We start from the raw sequence: 22,585 nt of genomic DNA on the forward strand, positions 1-22,585 counted from the left end.
ATCCATGGCCGCATCCCTGAGCGAACTGTCGACCTATCTCGGCGAAAAATTGATTGGCCGCGTCAATGAAGCAGTGTTCGCCTATGGCGAACTCACCATCCATGTCGAACCGCGCGATCTGATCGAAGTGGTGACTTTCCTGCGTGACGATCCGCGCTGCCAATTCATCTCGGTCATCGATGTCTGCGGCGCCGATTATCCGTCGCGGGCCAAGCGCTTCGACGTCGTCTATCACCTGTTGTCGCCGAAGCAGAACGTGCGTATCCGCATCAAGGTGCAGGCCGACGAGGAGACGATGGTGCCGTCGATCACCGGCGTCTATCCCGGCGCCGACTGGTTCGAGCGCGAGACCTACGATCTCTATGGCGTGCTGTTTTCGGGTCACCCCGATCTGCGGCGCATTCTCACCGATTACGGTTTCGACGGTCACCCGCTGCGCAAGGATTTCCCGCTGACCGGCTTCGTCGAGGTGCGTTACGACGACGAAGCCAAGCGCGTCATCTACGAGCCGGTGGAACTGAAGCAGGAATTCCGCAATTTCGATTTTCTGTCCCCATGGGAAGGCACCGATTACGTGCTGCCAGGGGATGAGAAGGCAAAGCAGTAATGGCTGAAACCTCCGTCCGCAATTTTAACATCAACTTCGGACCGCAACACCCTGCCGCGCATGGTGTTTTGAGATTGGTTCTGGAGTTGGACGGCGAAGTGGTCGATCGTGTCGATCCGCATATCGGGCTCTTGCATCGCGGCACCGAAAAGCTGATCGAGCACAAAACCTACCTGCAGGCAGTGCCTTATCTCGACCGGCTCGACTATTGCGCGCCGATGAACCAGGAGCATGCCTTCGCACTGGCCGCCGAGCGCCTGCTCGGCATCGAGGTGCCGAAGCGCGGTCAGCTGATCCGCGTGCTCTACTGCGAGATCGGCCGCATCATGTCGCACATCCTCAATGTGACGACGCAGGCGCTGGACGTCGGCGCGCTGACGCCGCCTCTGTGGGGCTTCGTCGAGCGCGAAAAGCTGATGGTGTTCTATGAGCGCGCCTCGGGTTCGCGCATGCATGCCGCCTATTTCCGTCCGGGCGGCGTTCACCAGGACCTGCCGCAGAAGCTGCTCGAGGACATCGGCAAGTGGATCGATCCGTTCCTGAAGTCGATCGACGACCTCGATCAGTTGCTGACCGGCAATCGCATCTTCAAGCAGCGCAATGTCGATATCGGCACGGTTTCGCTGGCCGACGCCTGGGCCTGGGGCTTTTCCGGCGTCATGGTGCGTGGCTCGGGCGCTGCCTGGGACCTGCGCAGATCGCAGCCCTATGAATGCTATTCGGAGCTCGATTTCGATATTCCGATCGGCAAGAACGGCGACTGTTTCGACCGTTACCTCGTGCGCATGGAAGAGATGCGCCAGTCGGCGAAGATCATGCGCCAGTGCATCGATCTCCTGCTCGGCAAGGAAAGCGCCGGGCCGGTGTCGAACCTCGACGGCAAGGTCGTGCCGCCAAAGCGCCAGGCGATGAAGCGCTCGATGGAAGCGCTGATCCACCACTTCAAGCTCTACACCGAGGGCTACCGCGTGCCGGCCGGCGAGGTCTATGCGGCGGTCGAGGCGCCCAAGGGCGAGTTCGGCGTCTATCTGGTCTCCGACGGCACCAACAAGCCTTATCGCTGCAAGCTGCGCGCGCCCGGTTTCGCGCATCTCCAGGCCATGGATTTCCTGTGCCGCGGTCACATGCTGGCCGACGTCACCGCCGTCCTCGGCTCCCTCGACATCGTGTTTGGTGAGGTCGATCGCTAAATGTCAGTCCGTCGTCTCGCAGAAGCCAGCGTCCAGCCAGCATCCTTCGCCTTCAACCGGGCGAACGCGGCCGCGGCCAAGCAATGGATCAAGAAGTACCCGAAGGGCCGGGAACAGTCTGCGATCATTCCACTGCTGATGCTGGCGCAGGAGCAGGAAGGCTGGGTCACCAAGGCGGCGATCGAGACGATTTCGGACATGCTCGGCATGCCGCGCATCCGCGGGCTCGAGGTCGCGACCTTCTACACGCAGTACCAGCTGAATCCTGTCGGCACGCGGGCGCACATCCAGGTTTGCGGCACCACGCCCTGCATGCTGCGCGGCTCGGAAGCGCTGATGGACGTGTGCCGCTCCAAGATCCACCATGACCAGTTCCACACCAACGACAAGGGAACGCTGTCGTGGGAAGAGGTCGAATGCCTCGGCGCCTGCGTCAACGCGCCGATGGTCATGATCTTCAAGGACACGTTCGAAGACCTGACGCCGGAACGGCTGGCCGAAATCATTGATCTCTACGATGCGGGCAAGGGGGCCTCGGTGACGCCGGGGCCGCAGAACGGCCGCACCGGCTCGGAGCCGGCCGCCGGCCTCACGACGCTGAAAAGCGAGAAGGCGATCCTCAAGTCGACCCGTGACAGGGAGGCCAGGGAAGCCGCCAAGGCCGCCAAGGCGGCACCCGACGCGATCATCGCGGCGCCGGTGCCAACGCCGGCCGCCACCCCTGTCGCGCCGTCCAATGCCAGCAAGCCGAAAACCGATGCGGCTGAAACCAGCCCGGCGCTGAAAACGCCGTCGCCGGCCAAGGTCGCGTCGGCAACGGAAAAAGCGGCGAGCGTCGCGGCTCCCCGCCACTCGGCGACAAACGCCAACAAGGCGGCGCCCGAGGTCGAGAAAGTTTTGAAGCCGCGCAGCGGCCCCCTGAACAAGGCTGAGCCGGCTTCCGCGTTCAAGTCGCCGGAAACCAAGCTTCCCGCCAAAGCGGCCAAGCCTTCGTTGGAAGACAAGAACCGGCCGGCCGGCATCGCCAGGCCGGCGCTGGTCGACGATCTCAAGCTGATCTCCGGCGTCGGCCCGAGGACCGAGAGCATCCTGCATTCGCTCGGTATCTTCACCTTCGCCCAGGTTGCGTCTTGGAAGAAGGCCGAACGGGAGTGGGTGGACAGCTATCTCTCCTTCCGCGGCCGCATCGAGCGAGACGACTGGGTCAAGCAGGCCAAGGCGCTCGCCAAGGGCGGCGTCGCCGAATATATCCGCGTCTTCGGCAAGAAGCCGGTCTGAGGGACGAACAATGCTTCAGGACAAAGACCGCATCTTCACCAACATCTACGGCCTCTTCGACAAGTCGCTGGCCGGCGCAATGGCGCGAGGCGCCTGGGACAACACGCCCAGCATCGTCGCCAAGGGGCGCGAGTGGATTGTCAACGAGATGAAGGCGTCGGGCCTGCGCGGCCGCGGCGGCGCCGGTTTCCCGACCGGCTTGAAATGGTCGTTCATGCCCAAGCAGAGTGACGGCCGGCCGAGCTATCTCGTCATCAATGCCGACGAATCCGAGCCCGGTACCTGCAAGGACCGCGACATTCTGCGCAACGATCCGCACACGCTGGTCGAAGGCGCCTTGCTCGCCGGCTTCGCCATGGGCGCGGTCGCGGCCTACATCTATGTGCGCGGCGAGTTCATCCGCGAGCGCGAGGCGCTGCAGCGTGCCATCGACGAGGCCTATGAGGCCAAGCTGATCGGCAAGGGCAACACTTCAGGCTACGATTTCGACGTCTATATGCACCATGGCGCCGGGGCTTATATCTGCGGCGAGGAGACGGCGCTGCTCGAAAGCCTCGAGGGAAAGAAGGGCCAGCCCAGGCTGAAGCCACCATTTCCGGCCAATGTCGGCCTTTATGGCTGCCCGACGACGGTCAACAACGTCGAATCGATCGCTGTGGCGCCGACGATCCTGCGTCGGGGCGCGGCCTGGTTCTCATCCTTCGGCCGGCCCAACAATGTCGGCACCAAGCTGTTCTGCGTCTCCGGCCACGTCAACAATCCGTGCACCGTCGAAGAGGCGATGTCGATCCCGTTCCGCGAGCTGATCGAGACGCATTGCGGCGGCATCCGTGGCGGCTGGGACAATCTTCTGGCGGTCATTCCTGGCGGCGCCTCGGTGCCGCTGGTGCCGGCCGAGCAGATCATCGATACGCCGATGGATTTCGACGCGCTGCGCGACCTCAAATCCGGCCTCGGCACGGCGGCCGTCATCGTCATGGACAAGTCGACCGATGTCGTCAAAGCCATCGCGCGGCTGTCCTACTTCTACAAGCATGAGAGCTGCGGCCAATGCACGCCGTGCCGTGAAGGCACCGGCTGGATGTGGCGGGTGATGGAACGGCTGGTGCGCGGCGAGGCGCAGAAGCGCGAGATCGACATGCTGCTCGACGTGACCAAGCAGGTCGAAGGCCACACGATCTGCGCGCTGGGCGACGCGGCCGCTTGGCCGATCCAGGGCCTGATGCGGCACTTCCGCGGCGAGGTGGAGCGGCGCATCGACGAGTTTTCGCGCAACGCGCACCGGGCCGAGCCGGTGTTGGTGGCGGCGGAATAGAGAAGCATTGAATGGCGATAGCCCGGAGCGAGAAGAACGGGGCGGGGCGAACGAAGAAACGACCAGGAGAATTCTATGGCGCCGTATTCGACACCCCACCCGTTGATGCCCAATTTGGACCAGATCGAGAAGATGAACCAGGACCTGACCAGGATGATGCCGAAGGAGATGGCCGGCGCCGTCAACCTTCTGGCGCACCCTGTCGCGGGCGCGGCGGCGATGTCGGCTCTGGGACTTGGGCTCGCCAACCACGCTTTCGGCGTCTGGTTGGGCGCGCTGTCGGGCGCAGCCGAGGCGTCGCAACGCCTCATGCAGCCGCTCATCGAGGATTTCGAGGCGCGCGTGGAACAATTCGAGGATGCGAGCCTTTCATCCACCAGAGCGCGGGCGACGGCCAAGACCCTGATTGCGGAGGCGCAGTCCTTCGCGCAGGAAGTCACCGACATTGCCGCCAGGGAGGCCGCCACCACGGTGCCGGCGGCACAGGCGGGGCGGTCAGCGGACGAGCTTTCGGATGTGCTGCTGCCCGAGGATTTCCGGCAGCCCAAGGCTATCGAGAGGCCGGCGAAGCCTTCGGATCTCAAGAAGATATCGGGCATCGGCCCGAAGCTGGAGACGGTGCTCAACGGGCTCGGCATATGGACGTTCCGCCAGATCGCCGACTGGTCGCCCGAAGAGATCGCCTGGGTCGACGACTACCTGTCGTTCAACGGCCGTATCGTGCGCGACGACTGGATTGCCCAGGCGGCTGTGCTGGCCGCGAAGAAGTGAGTGAAATGCCGGGCGCCGCGTCTGTCGCGCCCGGGAAATGAGATTGCGGGAAATCCGCAGAGGTTTGAGGCGAATGGCAAAGCTCAAGGTCGACGGGAAAGAAATCACTGTACCCGACCATTACACGCTGCTGCAGGCGGCAGAGGACGCGGGCGCGGAAGTGCCGCGCTTCTGCTTCCACGAGCGGTTGTCGATCGCCGGCAATTGCCGCATGTGCCTGATCGAGGTGAAGGGCGGGCCGCCCAAGCCGCAAGCGTCCTGCGCCATGGGCGTGCGCGACCTGCGTCCCGGTCCGAACGGAGAAGCGCCGGAAATCTTCACCAACACGCCGATGGTCAAGAAGGCCAGGGAAGGCGTGATGGAATTCCTGCTGATCAACCATCCGCTGGATTGCCCGATCTGCGACCAGGGCGGCGAATGCGACCTGCAGGACCAGGCGATGGCCTTCGGCGTTGATTCCTCGCGCTATCACGAGAACAAGCGCGCGGTCGAAGACAAGTATATCGGCCCGCTGGTCAAGACGGTGATGAACCGCTGCATCCACTGCACGCGCTGCGTTCGCTTCACCACCGAGGTTGCCGGCATTTCCGAACTCGGCCTGATCGGCCGCGGCGAGGATGCCGAGATCACCACCTATCTCGAGCAGGCGATGACCTCGGAGCTGCAGGGCAATGTCATCGACCTGTGCCCCGTCGGCGCGCTGACCTCCAAGCCTTTCGCCTTCCAGGCACGGCCGTGGGAACTGACCAAGACCGAATCCATCGACGTCATGGATGCCGTCGGCTCGGCGATCCGCGTCGACAGCCGCGGCCGCGAGGTGATGCGCATCCTGCCGCGCGTCAACGAGGCGGTGAACGAGGAGTGGATCTCCGACAAGACCCGCTTCATCTGGGACGGCCTGCGCACGCAGCGTCTCGACCGGCCCTATGTACGCAAGGACGGTAAGCTGGTCCCGGCGAGCTGGGCCGAGGCCTTCACGGCGATCAAGGACGCCGTGTCGAAGACTACGCCCGAGAAGATCGGCGCCATAGCGGGCGATCTTGCCGCGGTCGAGGAAATCTACGCGCTGAAGCTCCTGATGGCCGCACTCGGTTCGAAGAACATGGATTGCCGCCAGGACGGCGCCGCGCTCGACCCGTCGCTTGGCCGGGCAAGCTACATTTTCAACCCCACCATCGAAGGCATCGAACAGGCGGACGCGGTGCTGATCATCGGCGCCAATCCGCGCTTCGAAGCCTCGGTGCTCAACGCCCGCATCCGCAAGCGCTGGCGGGTCGGCAATCTGCCGGTCGGCGTCATCGGCGATGTCGGGGATACACGCTATGACTACGAACTGCTGGGCGCAGGACCGGAATCGCTCAAGGATCTGGCCGACGGTGATGGCAAGTTCTTCCAGGTGCTGAAGAAGGCCACGCATCCGCTCATCATCGTCGGCCAGGGCGCGCTGGCACGCCCCGATGGCGCGGCGGTGCTCGGCCAGGCAGCGAAGCTCGCCATGGCCGTGAACGCCGCGCGCGCGGACTGGAACGGCTTTGCCGTGCTGCACAATGCGGCTGGACGCGTCGGCGGCCTCGACCTTGGCTTCGTGCCGAGCGAGGGCGGCAGGAACGTCGCCGGCATGCTGGGCGAGACGGACGTGCTGTTCTTGCTGGGCGCCGACGAAATCGACATGGCAAAGACCGGCGGCGCTTTCGTGGTCTATGTGGGCACCCATGGCGATGCCGGCGCGCACCGCGCCAACGTCATCCTGCCGGGCGCTGCCTACACCGAGAAGTCGGGCACCTATGTCAACACGGAAGGGCGCGTGCAGCAGACCAACCGCGCCGGCTTCGCGCCGGGCGACGCGCGCGAGGATTGGGCCATCATCAGGGCATTGTCGGATGTACTGGGCAAGAAGTTGCCGTTTGATTCACTGCCGCAGCTGCGCGCTAAACTCTACGGCGAGTACCCGCATCTTGCCCGCATCGACCAGGTTGCTGCGGGCAATGCCGAGGATATCGCCAATGTGGCGAAGCTCAGCGGACGGCTGAACAAGGGCACGTTCACGTCGCCGGTCCAGGACTTCTACCTGACCAACCCGATCGCGCGGGCCTCTGCCGTGATGGCGGAGTGCTCTGCGCTGGCCAAGAGCGGCTTCAAGCAGGCGGCGGAATAAGCATGGACACCTTCTTCTCCTTTTACGTGCTGCCGGCGCTGATCATCGTGTTGAAGTCGGTCGTGCTGATCGTCGTGCTTCTCATCGCCGTCGCCTACCTGCTCTATGCCGACCGCAAGATCTGGGCGGCGGTGCAACTTCGCCGCGGCCCGAACGTCGTCGGCCCCTGGGGCACGCTGCAGGCCTTTGCCGATCTGTTGAAGTTCGTCTTCAAGGAGCCGGTGATCCCGTCCGGCGCCAACAAGGGCGTGTTTCTTTTGGCGCCGTTGGTATCGGCGGTTCTGGCGATCTCAGCCTGGGCGGTCATTCCGGTCAGCCAGGGCTGGGCCGTCGCCAACGTCAATGTCGGTATCCTCTATGTCTTCGCCATCTCCTCGCTCGAGGTCTATGGCGTGATCATGGGCGGCTGGGCGTCCAATTCGAAATATCCGTTCCTCGGGGCGCTGCGTTCGGCAGCACAAATGGTGTCCTACGAGGTCTCGATCGGCTTCGTCATCGTCACCGTGCTGCTTTGCGTCGGTTCGCTCAATCTGTCCGACATCGTGCTGTCGCAGCAGGATGGGCTCGGCACCAAGCTCGGCCTGCCCAACACGTTCCTCGACTGGCACTGGCTGTCGCTGTTGCCGATGTTCGTCATCTTCTTCATCTCGGCCCTGGCCGAGACGAATCGCCCGCCTTTCGACCTCGTCGAAGCCGAATCGGAACTGGTCGCCGGCCACATGGTCGAATATTCGTCGACGCCGTTCCTGCTGTTCTTCCTCGGCGAATACGTCGCCGTCGTGCTGATGTGCGCGTTGGCCACCATCCTGTTCCTCGGCGGCTGGCTGCCGCCGTTCGACTTCGCGCCCTTCACCTGGGTGCCGGGGGTGATCTGGTTCGTGCTCAAGATCTGCCTGATGTTCTTCATGTTCTCCATGGTGAAAGCGTTCGTGCCGCGTTACCGCTACGACCAGCTGATGCGGCTTGGCTGGAAGGTGTTCCTGCCGATCTCGCTGTTCATGGTGGTGCTGACCGCCGCCTTCCTCAAGATCACGGGGTTTGCGTGATGTCCGCTCTGTCCCAGGCCGCCAAATCGCTGCTGCTGAAGGATTTCGTCAGCGCCTTCTTCTTGTCGATGCGCCAGTTCTTCGCGCCGAAGGAGACGATCAATTATCCGCACGAGAAAGGGCCGGTGAGCCCACGCTTCCGGGGCGAGCATGCCTTGCGCCGTTATCCCAATGGCGAGGAACGCTGCATCGCCTGCAAATTGTGCGAGGCGATCTGTCCGGCGCAGGCCATCACCATCGAGGCCGGCCCGCGCCGCAACGACGGCACGCGCCGTACCGTGCGCTACGACATCGATATGGTGAAGTGCATCTATTGCGGCTTCTGCCAGGAAGCCTGCCCGGTCGACGCCATCGTCGAGGGGCCGAATTTCGAATTCGCGACCGAGACGCGCGAGGAACTCTACTACGACAAGGACAGACTGCTGGCGAATGGCGACCGGTGGGAGCGCGAACTGGCGCGCAACATCTCGCTGGACGCACCGTACCGCTGATATCGCATGGACAGGGGCGAGGGCCCTTGTCCGGGGATGACCCGAAGCATTTCAGGCAAGGTCATCCCTCAGGACTTCAGAGTTGCCCATGTTTCTTTGCGCCGGGTCTTTCAACCCGGTTGGAACATGGGCTAGGACAACGCGGCTTCGCACCGGAGGCGGAACGAAGCCACAGACAACAAACAGGACGAACGTCCTGTTTGGACAGGAACCCGGGGGAACCCCAATGCTGAGTGGACTAGAGGCGGCCTTTTTCTACCTCTTCGCCTTTGTCGCCGTGGCGTCGGCGTTCATGGTCATTTCGTCGCGCAACCCCGTGCATTCGGTGCTGTTCCTGATCCTGACCTTCTTCAACGCCGCCGGCCTGTTCATGCTGACAGGCGCCGAGTTCCTGGCGATGATCCTGCTCGTCGTCTATGTCGGCGCTGTCATGGTGCTGTTCCTGTTCGTCGTCATGATGCTCGACGTCGACTTCGCCGAGATGAAGGAGGGCGCTCTGCAATATGCGCCGATCGGCGCGCTGGTCGGACTGATCCTGGCGGCGGAACTGATCGTGGTGCTCGGCGGCTATACCTTCGCGCCGCAGCTCGCCTCGACGGTATCGAAGCCGATTCCCGATCTCGCGGCGCGCTCGAATACGGCAGCGCTCGGCGACATCCTCTATACGGACTACCTCTACTACTTCCAGATCTCGGGCCTCGTGCTGCTGGTGGCCATGATCGGTGCCATCGTTTTGACGCTGCGCCACAAGGAAGGGGTCAAGCGGCAGTCGATCACAGCCCAGGTCGCCCGCACGGCGGCGACGGGCATGGAAATCCGCAAGGTCAAGTCGGGCGAAGGAGTCTGAGATGGTCGTCGGCATCGCACATTATCTGACCGTATCGGCGATCCTTTTCACGCTCGGCGTGTTCGGCATCTTCCTGAACCGTAAGAACGTGATCGTCATCCTGATGTCGGTCGAGTTGATCCTGCTTGCGGTCAATATCAATTTCGTCGCCTTTTCGGCGGCTCTCGGCGACCTCGTCGGCCAGGTGTTCGCGCTGTTCGTGCTGACGGTCGCGGCGGCGGAGGCCGCCATCGGACTTGCCATTCTCGTCGTCTTCTTCCGCAACCGCGGCTCGATCGCGGTCGAAGACGTGAACATGATGAAGGGTTGACGGAACCACCATGTACCAGGCCATCGTCTTCCTTCCGCTGCTCGGCTTCCTGATCGTCGGCCTGTTCGGCACGTCGCTCGGCGCCAAGGCGTCCGAATACATCACCTCCGGCTTCCTGGTGATCGCGGCGGTGCTGTCGTGGGTTGCTTTCTTCACCGTCGGCTTCGGCCATGGCGAGGTGTTCACCGTGCCGGTGCTGCGCTGGATCCAGTCCGGCGGACTGGAGGCGTCCTGGGCGCTCAGGATCGACACTCTGACGTTGGTCATGCTGGTGGTGGTCAACACCGTGTCGGCGCTGGTCCATATCTACTCGATCGGCTACATGCACCACGATCCGAACCGGCCGCGTTTCTTTGCCTATCTGTCGCTGTTCACCTTCGCCATGCTGATGCTGGTGACGGCCGACAACCTCGTGCAGATGTTCTTCGGTTGGGAAGGGGTGGGCCTGGCGTCCTACCTGCTGATCGGCTTCTGGTACAAGAAGCCCTCGGCCAACGCCGCGGCCATCAAGGCCTTCGTCGTCAACCGCGTCGGCGATTTCGGCTTCGCGCTCGGCATCTTCGGCGTGTTCGTGCTGTTCGGCTCGGTCAATCTCGGCACCATCTTCGCCAATGCGGCGACGTTCATCCCGGCTGAAGGCGCCCCGCAAGGTGCTGCGGTGCTGACCTTCCTCGGTTATGCGCTGGATAAGCAGGCAGCGATGACGATCGTCTGCCTGCTGCTGTTCATGGGTGCCATGGGCAAGTCGGCGCAGGTGCCGCTGCACACCTGGCTGCCGGACGCCATGGAAGGCCCGACGCCGGTCTCGGCGCTCATCCATGCCGCCACCATGGTGACGGCCGGCGTGTTCATGCTGGCGCGGCTGTCGCCGCTGTTCGAGCTGTCGCATTCGGCGCTGACGGTGGTGACCTTCATCGGCGCCTTCACCGCCTTCTTCGCGGCGACCGTCGGCCTCGTCCAGAACGACATCAAGCGCGTCATCGCCTATTCGACCTGCTCGCAACTTGGCTACATGTTCGTGGCGCTCGGCGTCGGCGCCTATGGTGCGGCGATCTTCCACCTGTTCACGCATGCCTTCTTCAAGGCGCTGCTGTTCCTCGGCTCGGGCTCGGTCATCCATGCGGTTTCCGACGAGCAGGACATGCGCAAGATGGGCGGCCTGAGGACGCTGATCCCGACGACCTACTGGATGATGGTAATCGGCACCCTGGCGCTGACCGGCGTCGGCATTCCGGTCACCGTTATCGGCACCGCCGGGTTCTTCTCCAAGGATGCCATCATCGAGACGGCCTTTGCCGGGCATAATTCCGTGGCGGGCCTCGCCTTCGTGCTGCTGGTGATCGCCGCCGGCTTCACCTCCTTCTATTCCTGGCGGCTGATCTTCATGACCTTCCACGGCAGGCCGCGGGCGAGCCATGAGGTGATGCACCATGTCCATGAATCGCCGCCGGTGATGCTGGTGCCGCTGTTCGTGCTGGCGGCGGGCGCGCTGTTTGCCGGCATCATCTTCCACGGTGCCTTCATTGGCGAAGGCTATGCCGAATTCTGGAAGGCGTCGCTGTTCACACTGCCGGACAATCACATCCTGCACGACATTCACGAACTGCCGCTATGGGTCGAGCTGTCGCCGTTCATCGCCATGCTGATCGGCCTGGCGCTGGCGTGGAAGTTCTACATCCGCTCGCCGGAAATGCCGGTCAATCTGGCCGCCCAGCATCGCGGGCTCTATGCCTTCCTGCTCAACAAATGGTATTTCGACGAGCTCTATGACTTCCTCTTTGTGCGGCCGGCCAAACGCCTCGGTTCCTTCCTGTGGAAGACCGGCGACGGCACCGTCATCGATGGTCTCGGGCCTGACGGCATTTCGGCACGCGTCGTCGATGTCACCAACCGCGTCGTCAAGTTGCAGACCGGCTATCTCTATCACTATGCCTTCGCCATGCTGATCGGCGTTGCCGCATTCGTCACCTGGATGATGCTCTGATGACCGCTTGGCCAATTCTCTCGCTGGTCACCTTCCTGCCGTTGGTTGGTGTGCTGCTCATCCTGTTCATCAACGACGACAGCGAAAACGCACGCCGCAACATCCGCGCCATCGCGCTGCTGACGACGACGTTCACCTTCATCGTCTCGCTGTTCATCTGGACCGGCTTCGACAATTCGCAAGCCGGCTTCCAGTTCGTCGAGAAGGTCGCCTGGCTCGATTCCGGCATCTCCTACCATATGGGCGTCGACGGCATTTCGATGCTGTTCGTCATTCTGACCACATTCCTGATGCCGCTCTGTATCCTGGCGTCGTGGGAAGCGATCGAGAAGCGCGTCAAGGCCTACATGATCGCCTTCCTGCTGCTCGAAACGCTGATGATCGGCGTGTTCTGCGCGCTCGACATCGTGCTGTTCTACGTCTTCTTCGAAGCCGGCCTGATCCCGATGTTCATCATCATCGGCGTCTGGGGCGGCAAGCGCCGCGTCTATGCCTCCTTCAAGTTCTTCCTCTACACGCTCGCCGGCTCGGTGCTGATGCTGCTCGCCATCATGGCGATGTTCTACCAGTCCGGCACGACCGATATCCCGACGCTGTTGACGCACAATTTCCCCGCCAACATGCAGACATGGCTGTGGCTCGCCTTCTTCGCCTCCTTCGCGGTGAAGATGCCGATGTGGCCGGTGCATACCTGGCTGCCGGATGCGCATGTCGAGGCGCCGACAGCCGGTTCGGTGATCCTGGCCGCCATTCTGTTGAAGATGGGCGGATACGGCTTCCTGCGGTTCTCCTTGCCGATGTTCCCGCTGGCCTCCGAGATGTTCGCGCCGCTGGTCTTCGCACTTTCGGTCGTCGCCATCATCTACACCTCGCTGGTGGCGCTGATGCAGGAGGACATGAAGAAGCTGATCGCCTATTCGTCGGTCGCCCATATGGGCTTCGTGACCATGGGCATCTTCGCCATGAACCAGGAAGGCGTGCAGGGCGCGATCTTCCAGATGCTCAGCCACGGCCTGGTCTCGGGCGCGCTGTTCCTGTGCGTCGGCGTCATCTATGACCGCATGCACACGCGTGAGATCGCCGCCTATGGCGGCCTGGTCAACAACATGCCGAAATACGCCACCGTGTTCCTGATCTTCACCATGGCCAATGTCGGCCTGCCGGGCACGTCAGGCTTCGTCGGCGAGTTCCTGACCATGCTCGGCGTGTTCCGGGTCAATACCTGGGTGGCGTTCTTCGCTGCCACCGGCGTCATCCTGTCGGCCGCCTACGCGCTTTGGCTCTACCGCCGGGTGATCTTCGGCGCGCTGACCAAGGACAGCCTCAAGGGCCTGCTCGACCTGTCGACACGCGAGAAGGCGATCATCTATCCGCTGGTTGTGCTGGTCATCTTCTTCGGCGTCTATCCCGCTCCCGTCTTCGACGCGACGGCCCAGTCGGTCAAGTCGCTCGTCACCAATGTCACCGCATCCATCGGCGCCGCGCAGACCGCGGCGGCGAACTGACCCAGGGGTTTTGCGAACCATGACGCCGGACCTTCTCTCCAGCCTGTCGCTCTCGACGCCCGAGCTGATCCTTGCCATCGGCGCGCTCGCGCTGCTGATGGTCGGGGCCTATTCGCGCGCCAACACCGCCAACACCGTGACCGGCCTTGCCGTTGCCGTGCTGGTGATATCGGGCGCCTGGCTGATCTTCTCCACCGGGCAGGGCAGCGCCTACGGCAATGCCTTCATCCAGGATTCCTTTGCCCGCTTCATGAAGCTGCTGGCGCTGGTGGGCTCGGCGGTGACGCTGATCATGTCGATGCGCTTCGCCAGGGCGGAGCGGTTCGACAAGTTCGAATATCCGGTGCTGATCCTTCTGTGCACGCTCGGCATGATGCTGATGATCTCCGCCAACGGCATGATCGGGCTCTATCTCGGCCTCGAGCTTCAGTCGCTGGCGATCTATGTCTTGTGCGCGATCAACCGCGAGAACCTGCGCTCGACCGAGGCGGGCCTGAAGTACTTCGTCCTCGGCGCGCTGTCGTCGGGCATGCTGCTCTATGGCATCAGCCTGGTCTATGGTTATACCGGCAACACCGGGTTCCAGGAGATCGCGACGGCGCTGGGCGGCGGAGAGCGCCAGCTTGGCCTCGTCTTCGGCCTGGTCTTCGTGCTGGCCGGCCTCGCCTTCAAGATCTCGGCGGTGCCGTTCCACATGTGGACGCCCGACGTCTATGAGGGTGCGCCGACACCGGTGACGGCTTTCCTGGCGGCGGCACCCAAAATGGCGGCTATGGCGCTGATCGTGCGCGTCACCATGGGCGCGTTCAAGCCGATCGCTTCCGACTGGCAGCAGATCATCGTCTTCATCTCCATCGCCTCGATGGCGCTCGGCTCTTTCGCGGCGATCGGCCAGACCAACATCAAGCGCCTGATGGCCTACTCCTCGATCGGCCACATGGGCTACGCGCTGGTTGGCCTTGCCGCCAACAGCCAGGCCGGCGTGCGCGGCGTCGCGATCTACATGCTGATCTATCTGGTGATGACGCTCGGCACCTTCGCCTTCATTCTCGCCATGCGGCGCAAGGAAGGCAATGTCGAGCAGATCAGCGACCTGGCAGGCCTGTCCTCGACCAACCCGATCATGGCGACGATCCTGACCATCCTGATGTTCTCGCTGGCCGGCATCCCGCCGCTCGCCGGCTTCTGGGGGAAGTGGTACGTCTTTCTCGCCGCCATCAATGCCAACCTCTACGCGCTGGCGATCATCGGCGTGCTGGCCTCGGTAGTGGGCGCCTATTATTACCTGCGCATCATCAAGATCATGTGGTTCGACGAACCGGTCGGCGGCTTCGTGCCGATGGCCAGTGAATTGCGCCTCGTACTCGGTGTCTCCGGCGCTTTCGTGCTGTTCTATGTGCTGATCGGCGGTCCGATCGGCACCTATGCCGAAGCCGCCGCCAAGACATTCTTCTGACGGGATGGCATTTCGGCTGGCTCCAACCTCGGCGTCGGAAGGATTCCGGCTGGAGGCGCATGACAGCGTCGGCTCCACCAATGCGCTGGCGCTGGATCACGCCCGGGCCGGCGACCCCGGCAGATTGTGGGTCGTTTCCAAGAAACAGGAAAGCGGGCGCGGGCGGCGCGGCCGCGTCTGGGCGACACCCGAGGGCAATCTGGCGGCGACGCTGCTCGTCCTCACCGGGGGCGAGCTTCGCCTCGCCGCGACGCTCGGTTTCGTCGCCGGCCTGGCGCTGGCCGATGCGCTCGACGCCGTGGTGCCGGCGGGCCGGATCGCCATCGGCCTCGACGGCGGCAATGAAGGCAAGAACCGTTTCGAGCTGAAATGGCCGAACGACGTGCTCGCCTCCGGCGCCAAGCTCGCCGGCATCCTGCTGGAATCGGCCATGCTGGACGGCGGCCGTTTCGCGGTGGCGGTCGGCATCGGCGTCAATGTTGTGGCGTACCCTGAGGATTTGCCGTATCCCGCGACGTCGCTTCACGCACTGGGTGCGGCATGCGATGCCGAAACGCTGTTCCTGGCGCTGTCGGATGCCTGGAGCGAGAATGCCCGCCTGTGGGACGACGGGCGGGGACTTGCCGCCGTCAGGCGGCGCTGGCTGGCACGCGCGGCAGGGCTTGGCGGCGAGGTTGCTGTCAGAATTGACGGTAATGTGGTGCGCGGGGTGTTCGAGACCATTGACGAGGACTGCCGTTTCGTGATCCGCGACGATGAGGGCTCGGTTTTGACGATCGCCGCCGGCGATGTGCATTTCGGCGCGGTCGCATCCGCCCGGGTATAGTTTTGTTTTTGCGCAATTCCAGACGGAAAACCGTTACAGACTTTTCCCGGAATTGCTTCAATGGCTTGGCCTGAGGGCCAGGAAGGAAAAAATCATGGCGAAAGCGGAAAACGCCGAACTCGTCTTCGTGCCGCTGGGCGGCGTCGGCGAGATCGGTATGAACTTCGCTCTCTACGGCTATGGTCCGCCGAGCGCGCGCGAATGGATCGTCATCGACGTCGGCGTCACCTTTCCCGACGCGGCGCATCCGGGCGTCGACCTGATCCTGCCCGACACGCGCTTCATCGAAGAGAACATCGCCAATTTGCGCGGTATCGTGATCACCCACGCGCATGAGGACCACTATGGCGCGCTGCTGGATATCTGGCCGAGGCTCAAGGCGCCGGTGTGGATGACGCCGTTCAGCGCCGGGCTGCTGGAAGCCAAGCGCCAGGGCGAGCAGGGCGCGCCGAAGATCCCGCTGACCATCTACCGCGCGGGCGAAAAATTCACTGTCGGTCCGTTCGAAATCGAGGCGATCCCGGTCGCGCATTCGATTCCCGAACCGATGTCGCTGGCCATCACCTCGCCGGCAGGCACCGTCATCCACACCGGCGACTGGAAGATCGACCCGGCGCCGACGATCGGACCCAAGACCGACGAAGCACGGTTCCGCGCCTATGGCGACAAGGGCGTGCTGGCGCTGGTCTGCGATTCGACCAATGCTATGCGCGAAGGCGAATCGCCATCGGAAGTCGCGGTCGGCGAGGGGCTGAAAGGGGTTATCCAGGCCGCCAAGGGCCGCGTCGCCGTCACCACCTTCTCGTCCAATGTCGGCCGTATCGTTTCCATCGCCAAGGCGGCGCGCGATGCCGGCCGTCAGTGCCTGGTGCTCGGCCGGTCGCTGAAGCGCGTCATCGATGTCGCCGGCGAACTCGGCTACATGGACGGTCTGCCTGAGTTCATCGCCGAGGAGGATTTCGGCTTCATTCCGCGCGAAAACCTGGTCGTCATCTGCACCGGCAGCCAGGGCGAGCCGCTGGCGGCGCTTGCCAAGCTCTCGCGCGACGAGATGAAGTCGGTGTCGCTGACGGCCGGCGACACGGTGGTGTTTTCCTCGCGCACCATTCCCGGCAACGAGAAGGCGATCCTCGAAATTAAGAACCGCCTCGTCGATCTCGGCATCAAGATCATCGAGGACGGCGATGCGCTGGTTCATGTCTCCGGCCATCCGCGGCGCAGCGAATTGCGCAAGATGTATGAATGGGTACGGCCGCAGATCGGCGTTCCAGTGCATGGCGAGGCCGCGCATCTGGTGGCGCAGGGCTCGCTGATGTCGACGTCGGGCATCGGCCAGGTGGCGCAGGTGCGCGACGGCGACATGCTGCGGCTTGCTCCCGGCCCTGCCACGATCATCGACCAGGTGCCGTTCGGCCGCATCTACAAGGACGGCAGGTTGATCGGCACCGACCAGGCGATGGGCATTCGCGACCGTCGCAAACTGTCCTTTGCCGGCCATGTCGCGGTCAATGTGGTGCTGGACGAGAAGTATGAGCTCGCCGGCGATCCCGATCTGGTCGCAATCGGCGTCGCCGAGGCCGACGCCAGAGGCGAGACGCTGGAGGACCTGATGATCGATGCGGCAATCGGCGCGGTGGACTCCATCCCCCGTCAGCGCCGAAAAGACCTCGATCTGGTGCAGGAGGCGGTACGCCGTGCCGTACGTGGCGCCGCCAACGAAGCCTGGGGCAAGAAACCGCTGGTGACTGTATTTGTCACGCGGTGACGAATAGGGGAATAGGGGAATAAGGCAGTAGGGGAGTAGGGGAGAATGAGCCGTTGCTTTTCTTCTGTCTTGTTTCCCTACTCCCTTACTCCCCTAAAGCGGAGCGCTCTATGCTTGGACGCCTGAACCATGTCGCGCTTGCGGTGCCGGATCTGGCTGCGGCTGTCGCTTGCTATCGCGACACGCTAGGCGCCGAAGTGAGCGAACCACAGGCGCTGCCCGGGCATGGCGTCACCGTGGTGTTCGTCAATGTCGGCAACACCAAGATCGAGTTGCTGGAGCCGCTCGGCGAGGGTTCGCCGATCGCGGCTTTCCTCGAGAAGAACCCGTCGGGCGGCATGCACCATCTCTGCTATGAGGTCGACGATATCCTTACCGCGCGGGACCGGCTCCAGGCGGCCGGCGCCCGGGTTCTGGGCGACGGCAAGCCGAAGACCGGCGCGCATGGCAAGCCTGTGCTGTTCCTGCATCCGAAGGATTTCTTCGGCACGCTGATCGAACTGGAGCAACCATGAGCTGGGTTTCGTTCACCGCACTGTTTTTCGCGACCTGGTGGGTGGTGCTGTTTGCCGTTCTGCCGTTCAGCGTCAGGACGCAGGATGACGATCGTGACGTGACGCTGGGCACGGTGCCGAGCGCGCCGCGCGGACCACATATGCTGCGTGCGGTGACCCGCACCACCGTCGCCACGGCGGTGCTCATGGGCATTTTCTACGGCCTGACGCACGGGCTGGGATATAGCCTCAACGACATCCCGCACATCGTGCCGGAATTCGGCCAGGCCACGGCAAAATAGCAGCATTCAAACCGGCTCTTGCGCTTCGGGCGAGGTCATGCCGCCATTCGGCGCCGGCTCATCTGTTCAGGCTTCAAAAATCATGACGCAGGGTAAGGTGGTTTGGCAACGCATTGCGCTAAGCAGGTGATTGCACAAAAAAAATGCAAGGCACAAGGCCTTGCAATTTAAACGCGTCCGATCTGTTTCCGGTTTCCGGCGGCAGCGAGTAACCGCGCCTAGATCGCATCCTCCCAAGACTTTGACCGCGTAGGAGAACAGATTTTTCTCTGCTCTCTCGGTTATCGGGGCACATTAGCCCAACGGAAATGAAAATGTCACGAAGAATTTTGCCTTGAAACGGGCATTCTCGTGCTGCACTGCACAATAGTACGGCAGGCTTTGCTTGGGAAACCACCAGCCGGGCGTTTTATGCAACCGTGGCTCCTTCGATCGTCCAGCATTCGCGGCGCGCGCGAGGGGTGCTCAAAACGTTTTCATTCCGCGCGCCACGCCGTTCGAAAGCTGAATTTCCGATTTCCGGGTCGATGCGTCCGGGTTCCCATTGCGCCATGAAATGGCTATGAAGCCGGGGCAAGCAAGCCTGCGTCGCACCGATTCTGGCGCGGCCTCCTCATTCACGGACCAGTCCATGCGTTTGTCGCGCTATTTCCTGCCCATCCTCAAAGAGAATCCGCGCGAGGCGGAGATCGTCTCGCATCGGCTGATGCTGCGCGCCGGCATGATCCGCCAGCAGGGGCAGGGCAGTTTTTCCTGGCTGCCGCTGGGCAAACGGGTCCTGGACAAGGTCTGCCAGATCATCCGCGAGGAACAGAATCGCGCCGGCGCGCTGGAAATCCTGATGCCGACCATCCAGTCGGCCGACCTTTGGCGCGAAAGCGGCCGCTATAACGACTACGGCAAGGAGATGTTGCGCATCAAGGACCGCCAGGACCGCGACATGCTTTACGGCCCGACCAACGAGGAAATGGTCACCGAGATTTTCCGCGCCTATGTAAAGTCCTACAAGGACTTGCCGCTCAACCTCTACCACATCCAGTGGAAGTTCCGCGACGAGGTGCGGCCGCGCTTCGGCGTCATGCGCAGCCGGGAATTCCTGATGAAGGATGCCTACTCCTTCGATCTCGACTTCGAAGGCGCGAGAGCCGCCTACAACAGGATGTTCGTGTCCTATCTCCGGACCTTCACCCGCATGGGCCTACAGGCGATCCCGATGCGGGCCGACACCGGTCCGATCGGCGGCGATCTCAGCCATGAATTCATCATCCTGGCCGACACCGGCGAGAGCCAGGTGTTCTGCCATCGCGATTATCTGTCGCTCGGCGTGCCCGGAGCCAACACCGATTTCTCCAACGACGCCGAGATATCAGGCATCGTCAAGACCTGGACGACGCCTTACGCCGCGACCGACGAAATGCATGACGAAGCGGCCTGGGCTGAGGTTCCCGACAGCGACAAGGTTTCGGCGCGCGGCATCGAAGTCGGCCATATCTTCCATTTCGGCGAGAAATACTCCAAGCCGATGGGCGCCAAGGTGACCGGGCCCGACGGCAAGGATCATTTCGCTTCCGGCGGTTCCTACGGCATCGGCCCGTCGCGGCTGGTTGCGGCGATCATCGAAGCCAGCCATGACGAGAACGGCATCATCTGGCCGGAAGCGGTGGCGCCGTTCGACATCGGCCTGATCAACATGAAAGCCGGCGATGCCGATTGCGACCGCGTCTGCGATGAACTCAACGCAGCTTTCACTGCCGCCGGCAAGGATGTGCTCTATGACGACACCGACCAGCGGCCGGGCGGCAAGTTCGCCACCGCCGACCTGATCGGCCTGCCCTGGCAGGTGATCGTCGGACCGCGCGGCGTGGCCGCCGGCGAGGTCGAGATCAAGCACCGCAAGACCGGCGAGCGCGTGACGCTGCCGATCGCCGATGCGAAAAAACGCTTCGGTGCCGCCGCATGAGCGAGGCGGCGGCAGCGAGACCGGCAGGCGCCGGACCGTTTTCCATCTTCGAACGCACGGTGGCGTGGCGCTATCTGCGCTCGCGACGCAAGGAGACGGTGATCTCGGTCATCGCCTCGATCTCCTTCCTCGGCATCATGCTGGGAGTGGCGACGCTGATCGTGGTGATGGCCGTCATGAACGGGTTCAGGGCCGAGCTGCTCACCCGCATCCTCGGCGTAAACGGCCATCTGATCGTGCAGCCGCTGGATTCGCCGCTTGAGGACTATGCGCAGGTCGCCGGCCGCATCAACGGCGTGGCCGGCGTGAAATACGCCATTCCGCTGATCGACGGCCAGGTGCTGGCGCAAGGTAATGTCGGCGGCGGCTCCGGCGCGCTGGTGCGCGGCATCAGGGGCGAGGACCTGGGCAAGATTGCCATCGTCGCCAACAACATCAAGCAGGGCTCGATCGCCGATTTCGACACGGGCGAGGGCGTCGCCATCGGCAAGCGCATGGCGGAGAATCTCGGCCTAGCGCTCGGCGACACGATCACGCTGATCTCGCCGGACGGCGACGTGACGCCGCTCGGCACGACGCCGCGCATGAAAGGCTACAAGATCGCGGCGATCTTCGAAGTCGGCATGTCGGAATATGACGCCTCCATCGTCTACATGCCCTTTTCCGAGGCGCAGCTCTATTTCAACATGGATGGGCGAGCCCAGACGATCGAGATCTATGTCGACAATCCCGATGATGTCGACGCGCTGAAACCGAAGGTGGAAGAGGCGGCGCAGCGACCCATCGACCTCGTCGACTGGCGGCAGCGCAACGAGACCTTCTTTTCCGCCCTGCAGGTGGAGCGCAACGTCATGTTCATGATCCTGACCCTGATCGTTCTGGTGGCGGCGCTCAACATCATCTCCGGGCTGGTCATGCTGGTGAAGGACAAGGGGCACGACATCGCCATCCTGCGCACCATGGGCGCCTCGCGCGGCGCCATCCTGCGCATCTTCCTGATGACGGGCGCGGCGATCGGCGTCACCGGCACCATCGCCGGCGTGCTGCTCGGCGTGGTCATCTGCCTCAACATCGAATCGATCCGCGAGTTCTTTTCCTGGATGACGGGCAAGGTGCTGTTCAATCCGGAGCTCTATTTCCTCAGCCAGTTGCCGGCGAAGATGGATCCGCGCGAGACGACCTATGTCGTCATCATGGCGCTCGGCCTGTCCTTCCTGGCGACGTTGTTTCCGGCATGGCGGGCGGCCCGCCTCGATCCGGTCGAAGCGCTGAGGTACGAATGATGGCGCAGGCCATTATCGAGTTGAAGAGCGTCGAGCGGCACTATGTCCAGGGACCGCGCAAGCTCACCATTCTGAACGGCGCGGACTTCTCGCTGAAGCGCGGCGAGATGGTGGCACTGGTGGCGCCGTCCGGCACCGGCAAATCGACGCTGCTGCATACGGCAGGGCTCCTGGAGCGGCCCGATGCCGGCGACGTGATTCTCTCCGGCCGGGCCTGCGGCCGGCTATCCGACGACGAGCGCACCTCGATCCGCCGCAACGATGTCGGCTTCGTCTACCAGTTCCACCATCTGCTGCCGGAGTTTTCGGCGCTGGAAAACATCATGATGCCGCAGCTCATCAAAGGTCTGCCGCGCAAGGAGGCGGCCGAGCGCGCGGCGCAGCTGCTCGACTATATGCAGATCGGCAAGCGCGCATCGCACCGGCCGTCCGAACTGTCGGGCGGCGAGCAGCAGCGCGTGGCAATCGCACGCGCGGTCGCCAATGCGCCGCTGGTGCTGCTGGCGGACGAGCCCACCGGGAATCTCGACCCGGTCACTGCCTCCTATGTGTTCGAGGCGCTGGAGGCATTGGTGCGGCAATCCGGCCTCGCGGCGCTGATCGCCACCCACAATCACCAGCTGGCAGCGCGCATGGACCGGCGGGTCACCCTGGCCGAGGGCAAGGTGGTGCCGCTCTAAGGGGTACCTCGATGTCCGCTGCGAGATTGGGTTCAACCTTAACAACGTCCAGCGAGATTTCCGCGGGTTTAGTTTGCCTTCGGGGATACTGATCCCTCCGGGAGTCCTCTGGATCAGAACCGCCAGTGAGCCTTCAGTGCGATCAGGGCGGAAGAGATCGCGGTCATCACCAGGATGAGCAGCCAGGGTTACAAAGTTGCGCGAGAGGCGCCACCGGCGGCCTTGCCTCATGCGCTTTCGCCAGCGATCAGCTTGATTGGCGCCTTGGTGTTGCCTCACGTCATCACTCGGCAGTCGTAGCTTACCCACTATTGTCTCGA

The 22,585-nt window shown here is 63.2% G+C and carries 20 protein-coding genes; all 20 read left to right on the plus strand.

The genetic code is table 11. From position 1 onward, the window contains the following. Positions 1 to 4 precede the first annotated feature (4 nt). The 20 genes from FJ490_RS12055 to FJ490_RS12150 all read left to right on the plus strand — a co-directional run bounded on the left by FJ490_RS12055 (position 5) and on the right by FJ490_RS12150 (position 22,265). Positions 5 to 607: an NADH-quinone oxidoreductase subunit C gene (locus tag FJ490_RS12055; RefSeq protein ID WP_140495577.1), complete on the plus strand. Its 603-nt coding sequence runs from the start codon at positions 5 to 7 to the stop codon at positions 605 to 607. Beyond that, positions 607 to 1,797 carry an NADH-quinone oxidoreductase subunit D gene (locus FJ490_RS12060; protein ID WP_140495578.1) on the plus strand — a complete coding sequence of 397 codons (1,191 nt, stop codon included), beginning with the start codon at positions 607 to 609 and terminating at the stop codon, positions 1,795 to 1,797. The genes FJ490_RS12055 and FJ490_RS12060 overlap by 1 nt, the downstream gene beginning before the upstream one ends. Further along, complete coding sequence (locus FJ490_RS12065) at positions 1,798 to 3,075, plus strand: NADH-quinone oxidoreductase subunit E (RefSeq protein ID WP_140495579.1); 1,278 nt, start codon at positions 1,798 to 1,800, stop codon at positions 3,073 to 3,075. It begins immediately after the preceding gene. A 10-nt stretch (positions 3,076 to 3,085) separates the two neighbouring features. Then, on the plus strand, positions 3,086 to 4,390 hold the full coding sequence (nuoF, locus tag FJ490_RS12070) for an NADH-quinone oxidoreductase subunit NuoF (RefSeq protein ID WP_140495580.1): 1,305 nt from the start codon (positions 3,086 to 3,088) through the stop codon (positions 4,388 to 4,390). Between the two features lie 75 nt (positions 4,391 to 4,465). Continuing rightward, positions 4,466 to 5,161 carry an NADH-ubiquinone dehydrogenase gene (locus FJ490_RS12075; RefSeq protein ID WP_140495581.1) on the plus strand — a complete coding sequence of 232 codons (696 nt, stop codon included), beginning with the start codon at positions 4,466 to 4,468 and terminating at the stop codon, positions 5,159 to 5,161. Between the two features lie 73 nt (positions 5,162 to 5,234). Beyond that, positions 5,235 to 7,316 carry an NADH-quinone oxidoreductase subunit NuoG gene (gene nuoG, locus FJ490_RS12080; protein ID WP_140521141.1) on the plus strand — a complete coding sequence of 694 codons (2,082 nt, stop codon included), beginning with the start codon at positions 5,235 to 5,237 and terminating at the stop codon, positions 7,314 to 7,316. Between the two features lie 2 nt (positions 7,317 to 7,318). Further along, positions 7,319 to 8,362 carry an NADH-quinone oxidoreductase subunit NuoH gene (gene nuoH, locus FJ490_RS12085; RefSeq protein WP_140553632.1) on the plus strand — a complete coding sequence of 348 codons (1,044 nt, stop codon included), beginning with the start codon at positions 7,319 to 7,321 and terminating at the stop codon, positions 8,360 to 8,362. Then, complete coding sequence (nuoI, locus tag FJ490_RS12090) at positions 8,362 to 8,853, plus strand: NADH-quinone oxidoreductase subunit NuoI (RefSeq protein WP_140495584.1); 492 nt, start codon at positions 8,362 to 8,364, stop codon at positions 8,851 to 8,853. Before nuoH ends, nuoI begins: the two co-directional genes overlap by 1 nt. Before the next feature lie 226 nt (positions 8,854 to 9,079). Continuing rightward, entirely contained in the window at positions 9,080 to 9,700 is a 621-nt protein-coding gene (locus tag FJ490_RS12095; protein ID WP_140728978.1) for an NADH-quinone oxidoreductase subunit J, read from the plus strand. 1 nt (position 9,701) lies between these two features. Beyond that, positions 9,702 to 10,010 (plus strand): NADH-quinone oxidoreductase subunit NuoK, encoded by a 309-nt coding sequence (nuoK, locus tag FJ490_RS12100; protein WP_019858930.1) that lies wholly within the window; start codon positions 9,702 to 9,704, stop codon positions 10,008 to 10,010. Positions 10,011 to 10,020: 10 nt separating this feature from the next. Continuing rightward, a complete protein-coding gene (gene nuoL, locus FJ490_RS12105; protein WP_140767659.1) occupies positions 10,021 to 11,994 on the plus strand; it encodes an NADH-quinone oxidoreductase subunit L in 1,974 nt (657 codons plus the stop codon). Next, positions 11,994 to 13,499: an NADH-quinone oxidoreductase subunit M gene (locus FJ490_RS12110; RefSeq protein ID WP_140495587.1), complete on the plus strand. Its 1,506-nt coding sequence runs from the start codon at positions 11,994 to 11,996 to the stop codon at positions 13,497 to 13,499. Before nuoL ends, FJ490_RS12110 begins: the two co-directional genes overlap by 1 nt. 19 nt (positions 13,500 to 13,518) lie before the next feature. Continuing rightward, the gene (gene nuoN, locus FJ490_RS12115; protein WP_140495588.1) at positions 13,519 to 14,955 is read left to right on the plus strand and encodes an NADH-quinone oxidoreductase subunit NuoN; all 1,437 of its coding nucleotides are present in this window, start codon (positions 13,519 to 13,521) and stop codon (positions 14,953 to 14,955) included. A 4-nt stretch (positions 14,956 to 14,959) separates the two neighbouring features. Continuing rightward, a complete protein-coding gene (locus FJ490_RS12120) occupies positions 14,960 to 15,781 on the plus strand; it encodes a biotin--[acetyl-CoA-carboxylase] ligase (protein ID WP_140516406.1) in 822 nt (273 codons plus the stop codon). A gap of 94 nt (positions 15,782 to 15,875) precedes the next feature. Further along, a complete protein-coding gene (locus FJ490_RS12125; protein ID WP_140495590.1) occupies positions 15,876 to 17,546 on the plus strand; it encodes a ribonuclease J in 1,671 nt (556 codons plus the stop codon). 110 nt (positions 17,547 to 17,656) lie between these two features. Next, a complete protein-coding gene (gene mce, locus FJ490_RS12130; protein WP_140495591.1) occupies positions 17,657 to 18,061 on the plus strand; it encodes a methylmalonyl-CoA epimerase in 405 nt (134 codons plus the stop codon). Further along, positions 18,058 to 18,342 (plus strand): DUF1467 family protein, encoded by a 285-nt coding sequence (locus FJ490_RS12135; RefSeq protein ID WP_140728977.1) that lies wholly within the window; start codon positions 18,058 to 18,060, stop codon positions 18,340 to 18,342. The genes mce and FJ490_RS12135 overlap by 4 nt, the downstream gene beginning before the upstream one ends. A gap of 631 nt (positions 18,343 to 18,973) precedes the next feature. Then, positions 18,974 to 20,302, plus strand: coding sequence for a proline--tRNA ligase (gene proS, locus FJ490_RS12140; RefSeq protein WP_140664608.1), 1,329 nt, complete (start codon positions 18,974 to 18,976; stop codon positions 20,300 to 20,302). After that, positions 20,299 to 21,585: a lipoprotein-releasing ABC transporter permease subunit gene (locus tag FJ490_RS12145; RefSeq protein ID WP_140495594.1), complete on the plus strand. Its 1,287-nt coding sequence runs from the start codon at positions 20,299 to 20,301 to the stop codon at positions 21,583 to 21,585. Before proS ends, FJ490_RS12145 begins: the two co-directional genes overlap by 4 nt. After that, positions 21,582 to 22,265, plus strand: a complete 684-nt coding sequence (locus FJ490_RS12150; protein ID WP_181165304.1) for an ABC transporter ATP-binding protein — start codon at positions 21,582 to 21,584, stop codon at positions 22,263 to 22,265. Before FJ490_RS12145 ends, FJ490_RS12150 begins: the two co-directional genes overlap by 4 nt. Positions 22,266 to 22,585 lie beyond the last annotated feature (320 nt).

The sequence above is a fragment of the Mesorhizobium sp. B2-5-11 genome (assembly GCF_006440835.1).
In the GTDB taxonomy this organism is placed as follows: domain Bacteria; phylum Pseudomonadota; class Alphaproteobacteria; order Rhizobiales; family Rhizobiaceae; genus Mesorhizobium.

Excerpts from the sequence above, each read along its gene's own strand:
- FJ490_RS12055 (WP_140495577.1), top strand. The coding sequence starts at position 5 with ATGGCCGCATCCCTGAGCGAACTGTCGACCTATCTCGGCGAAAAATTG.
- FJ490_RS12060 (WP_140495578.1), top strand. The coding sequence starts at position 607 with ATGGCTGAAACCTCCGTCCGCAATTTTAACATCAACTTCGGACCGCAA.
- FJ490_RS12065 (WP_140495579.1), top strand. The coding sequence starts at position 1,798 with ATGTCAGTCCGTCGTCTCGCAGAAGCCAGCGTCCAGCCAGCATCCTTC.
- nuoF (WP_140495580.1), top strand. The coding sequence starts at position 3,086 with ATGCTTCAGGACAAAGACCGCATCTTCACCAACATCTACGGCCTCTTC.
- FJ490_RS12075 (WP_140495581.1), top strand. The coding sequence starts at position 4,466 with ATGGCGCCGTATTCGACACCCCACCCGTTGATGCCCAATTTGGACCAG.
- nuoG (WP_140521141.1), top strand. The coding sequence starts at position 5,235 with ATGGCAAAGCTCAAGGTCGACGGGAAAGAAATCACTGTACCCGACCAT.
- nuoH (WP_140553632.1), top strand. The coding sequence starts at position 7,319 with ATGGACACCTTCTTCTCCTTTTACGTGCTGCCGGCGCTGATCATCGTG.
- nuoI (WP_140495584.1), top strand. The coding sequence starts at position 8,362 with ATGTCCGCTCTGTCCCAGGCCGCCAAATCGCTGCTGCTGAAGGATTTC.
- FJ490_RS12095 (WP_140728978.1), top strand. The coding sequence starts at position 9,080 with ATGCTGAGTGGACTAGAGGCGGCCTTTTTCTACCTCTTCGCCTTTGTC.
- nuoK (WP_019858930.1), top strand. The coding sequence starts at position 9,702 with ATGGTCGTCGGCATCGCACATTATCTGACCGTATCGGCGATCCTTTTC.
- nuoL (WP_140767659.1), top strand. The coding sequence starts at position 10,021 with ATGTACCAGGCCATCGTCTTCCTTCCGCTGCTCGGCTTCCTGATCGTC.
- FJ490_RS12110 (WP_140495587.1), top strand. The coding sequence starts at position 11,994 with ATGACCGCTTGGCCAATTCTCTCGCTGGTCACCTTCCTGCCGTTGGTT.
- nuoN (WP_140495588.1), top strand. The coding sequence starts at position 13,519 with ATGACGCCGGACCTTCTCTCCAGCCTGTCGCTCTCGACGCCCGAGCTG.
- FJ490_RS12120 (WP_140516406.1), top strand. The coding sequence starts at position 14,960 with ATGGCATTTCGGCTGGCTCCAACCTCGGCGTCGGAAGGATTCCGGCTG.
- FJ490_RS12125 (WP_140495590.1), top strand. The coding sequence starts at position 15,876 with ATGGCGAAAGCGGAAAACGCCGAACTCGTCTTCGTGCCGCTGGGCGGC.
- mce (WP_140495591.1), top strand. The coding sequence starts at position 17,657 with ATGCTTGGACGCCTGAACCATGTCGCGCTTGCGGTGCCGGATCTGGCT.
- FJ490_RS12135 (WP_140728977.1), top strand. The coding sequence starts at position 18,058 with ATGAGCTGGGTTTCGTTCACCGCACTGTTTTTCGCGACCTGGTGGGTG.
- proS (WP_140664608.1), top strand. The coding sequence starts at position 18,974 with ATGCGTTTGTCGCGCTATTTCCTGCCCATCCTCAAAGAGAATCCGCGC.
- FJ490_RS12145 (WP_140495594.1), top strand. The coding sequence starts at position 20,299 with ATGAGCGAGGCGGCGGCAGCGAGACCGGCAGGCGCCGGACCGTTTTCC.
- FJ490_RS12150 (WP_181165304.1), top strand. The coding sequence starts at position 21,582 with ATGATGGCGCAGGCCATTATCGAGTTGAAGAGCGTCGAGCGGCACTAT.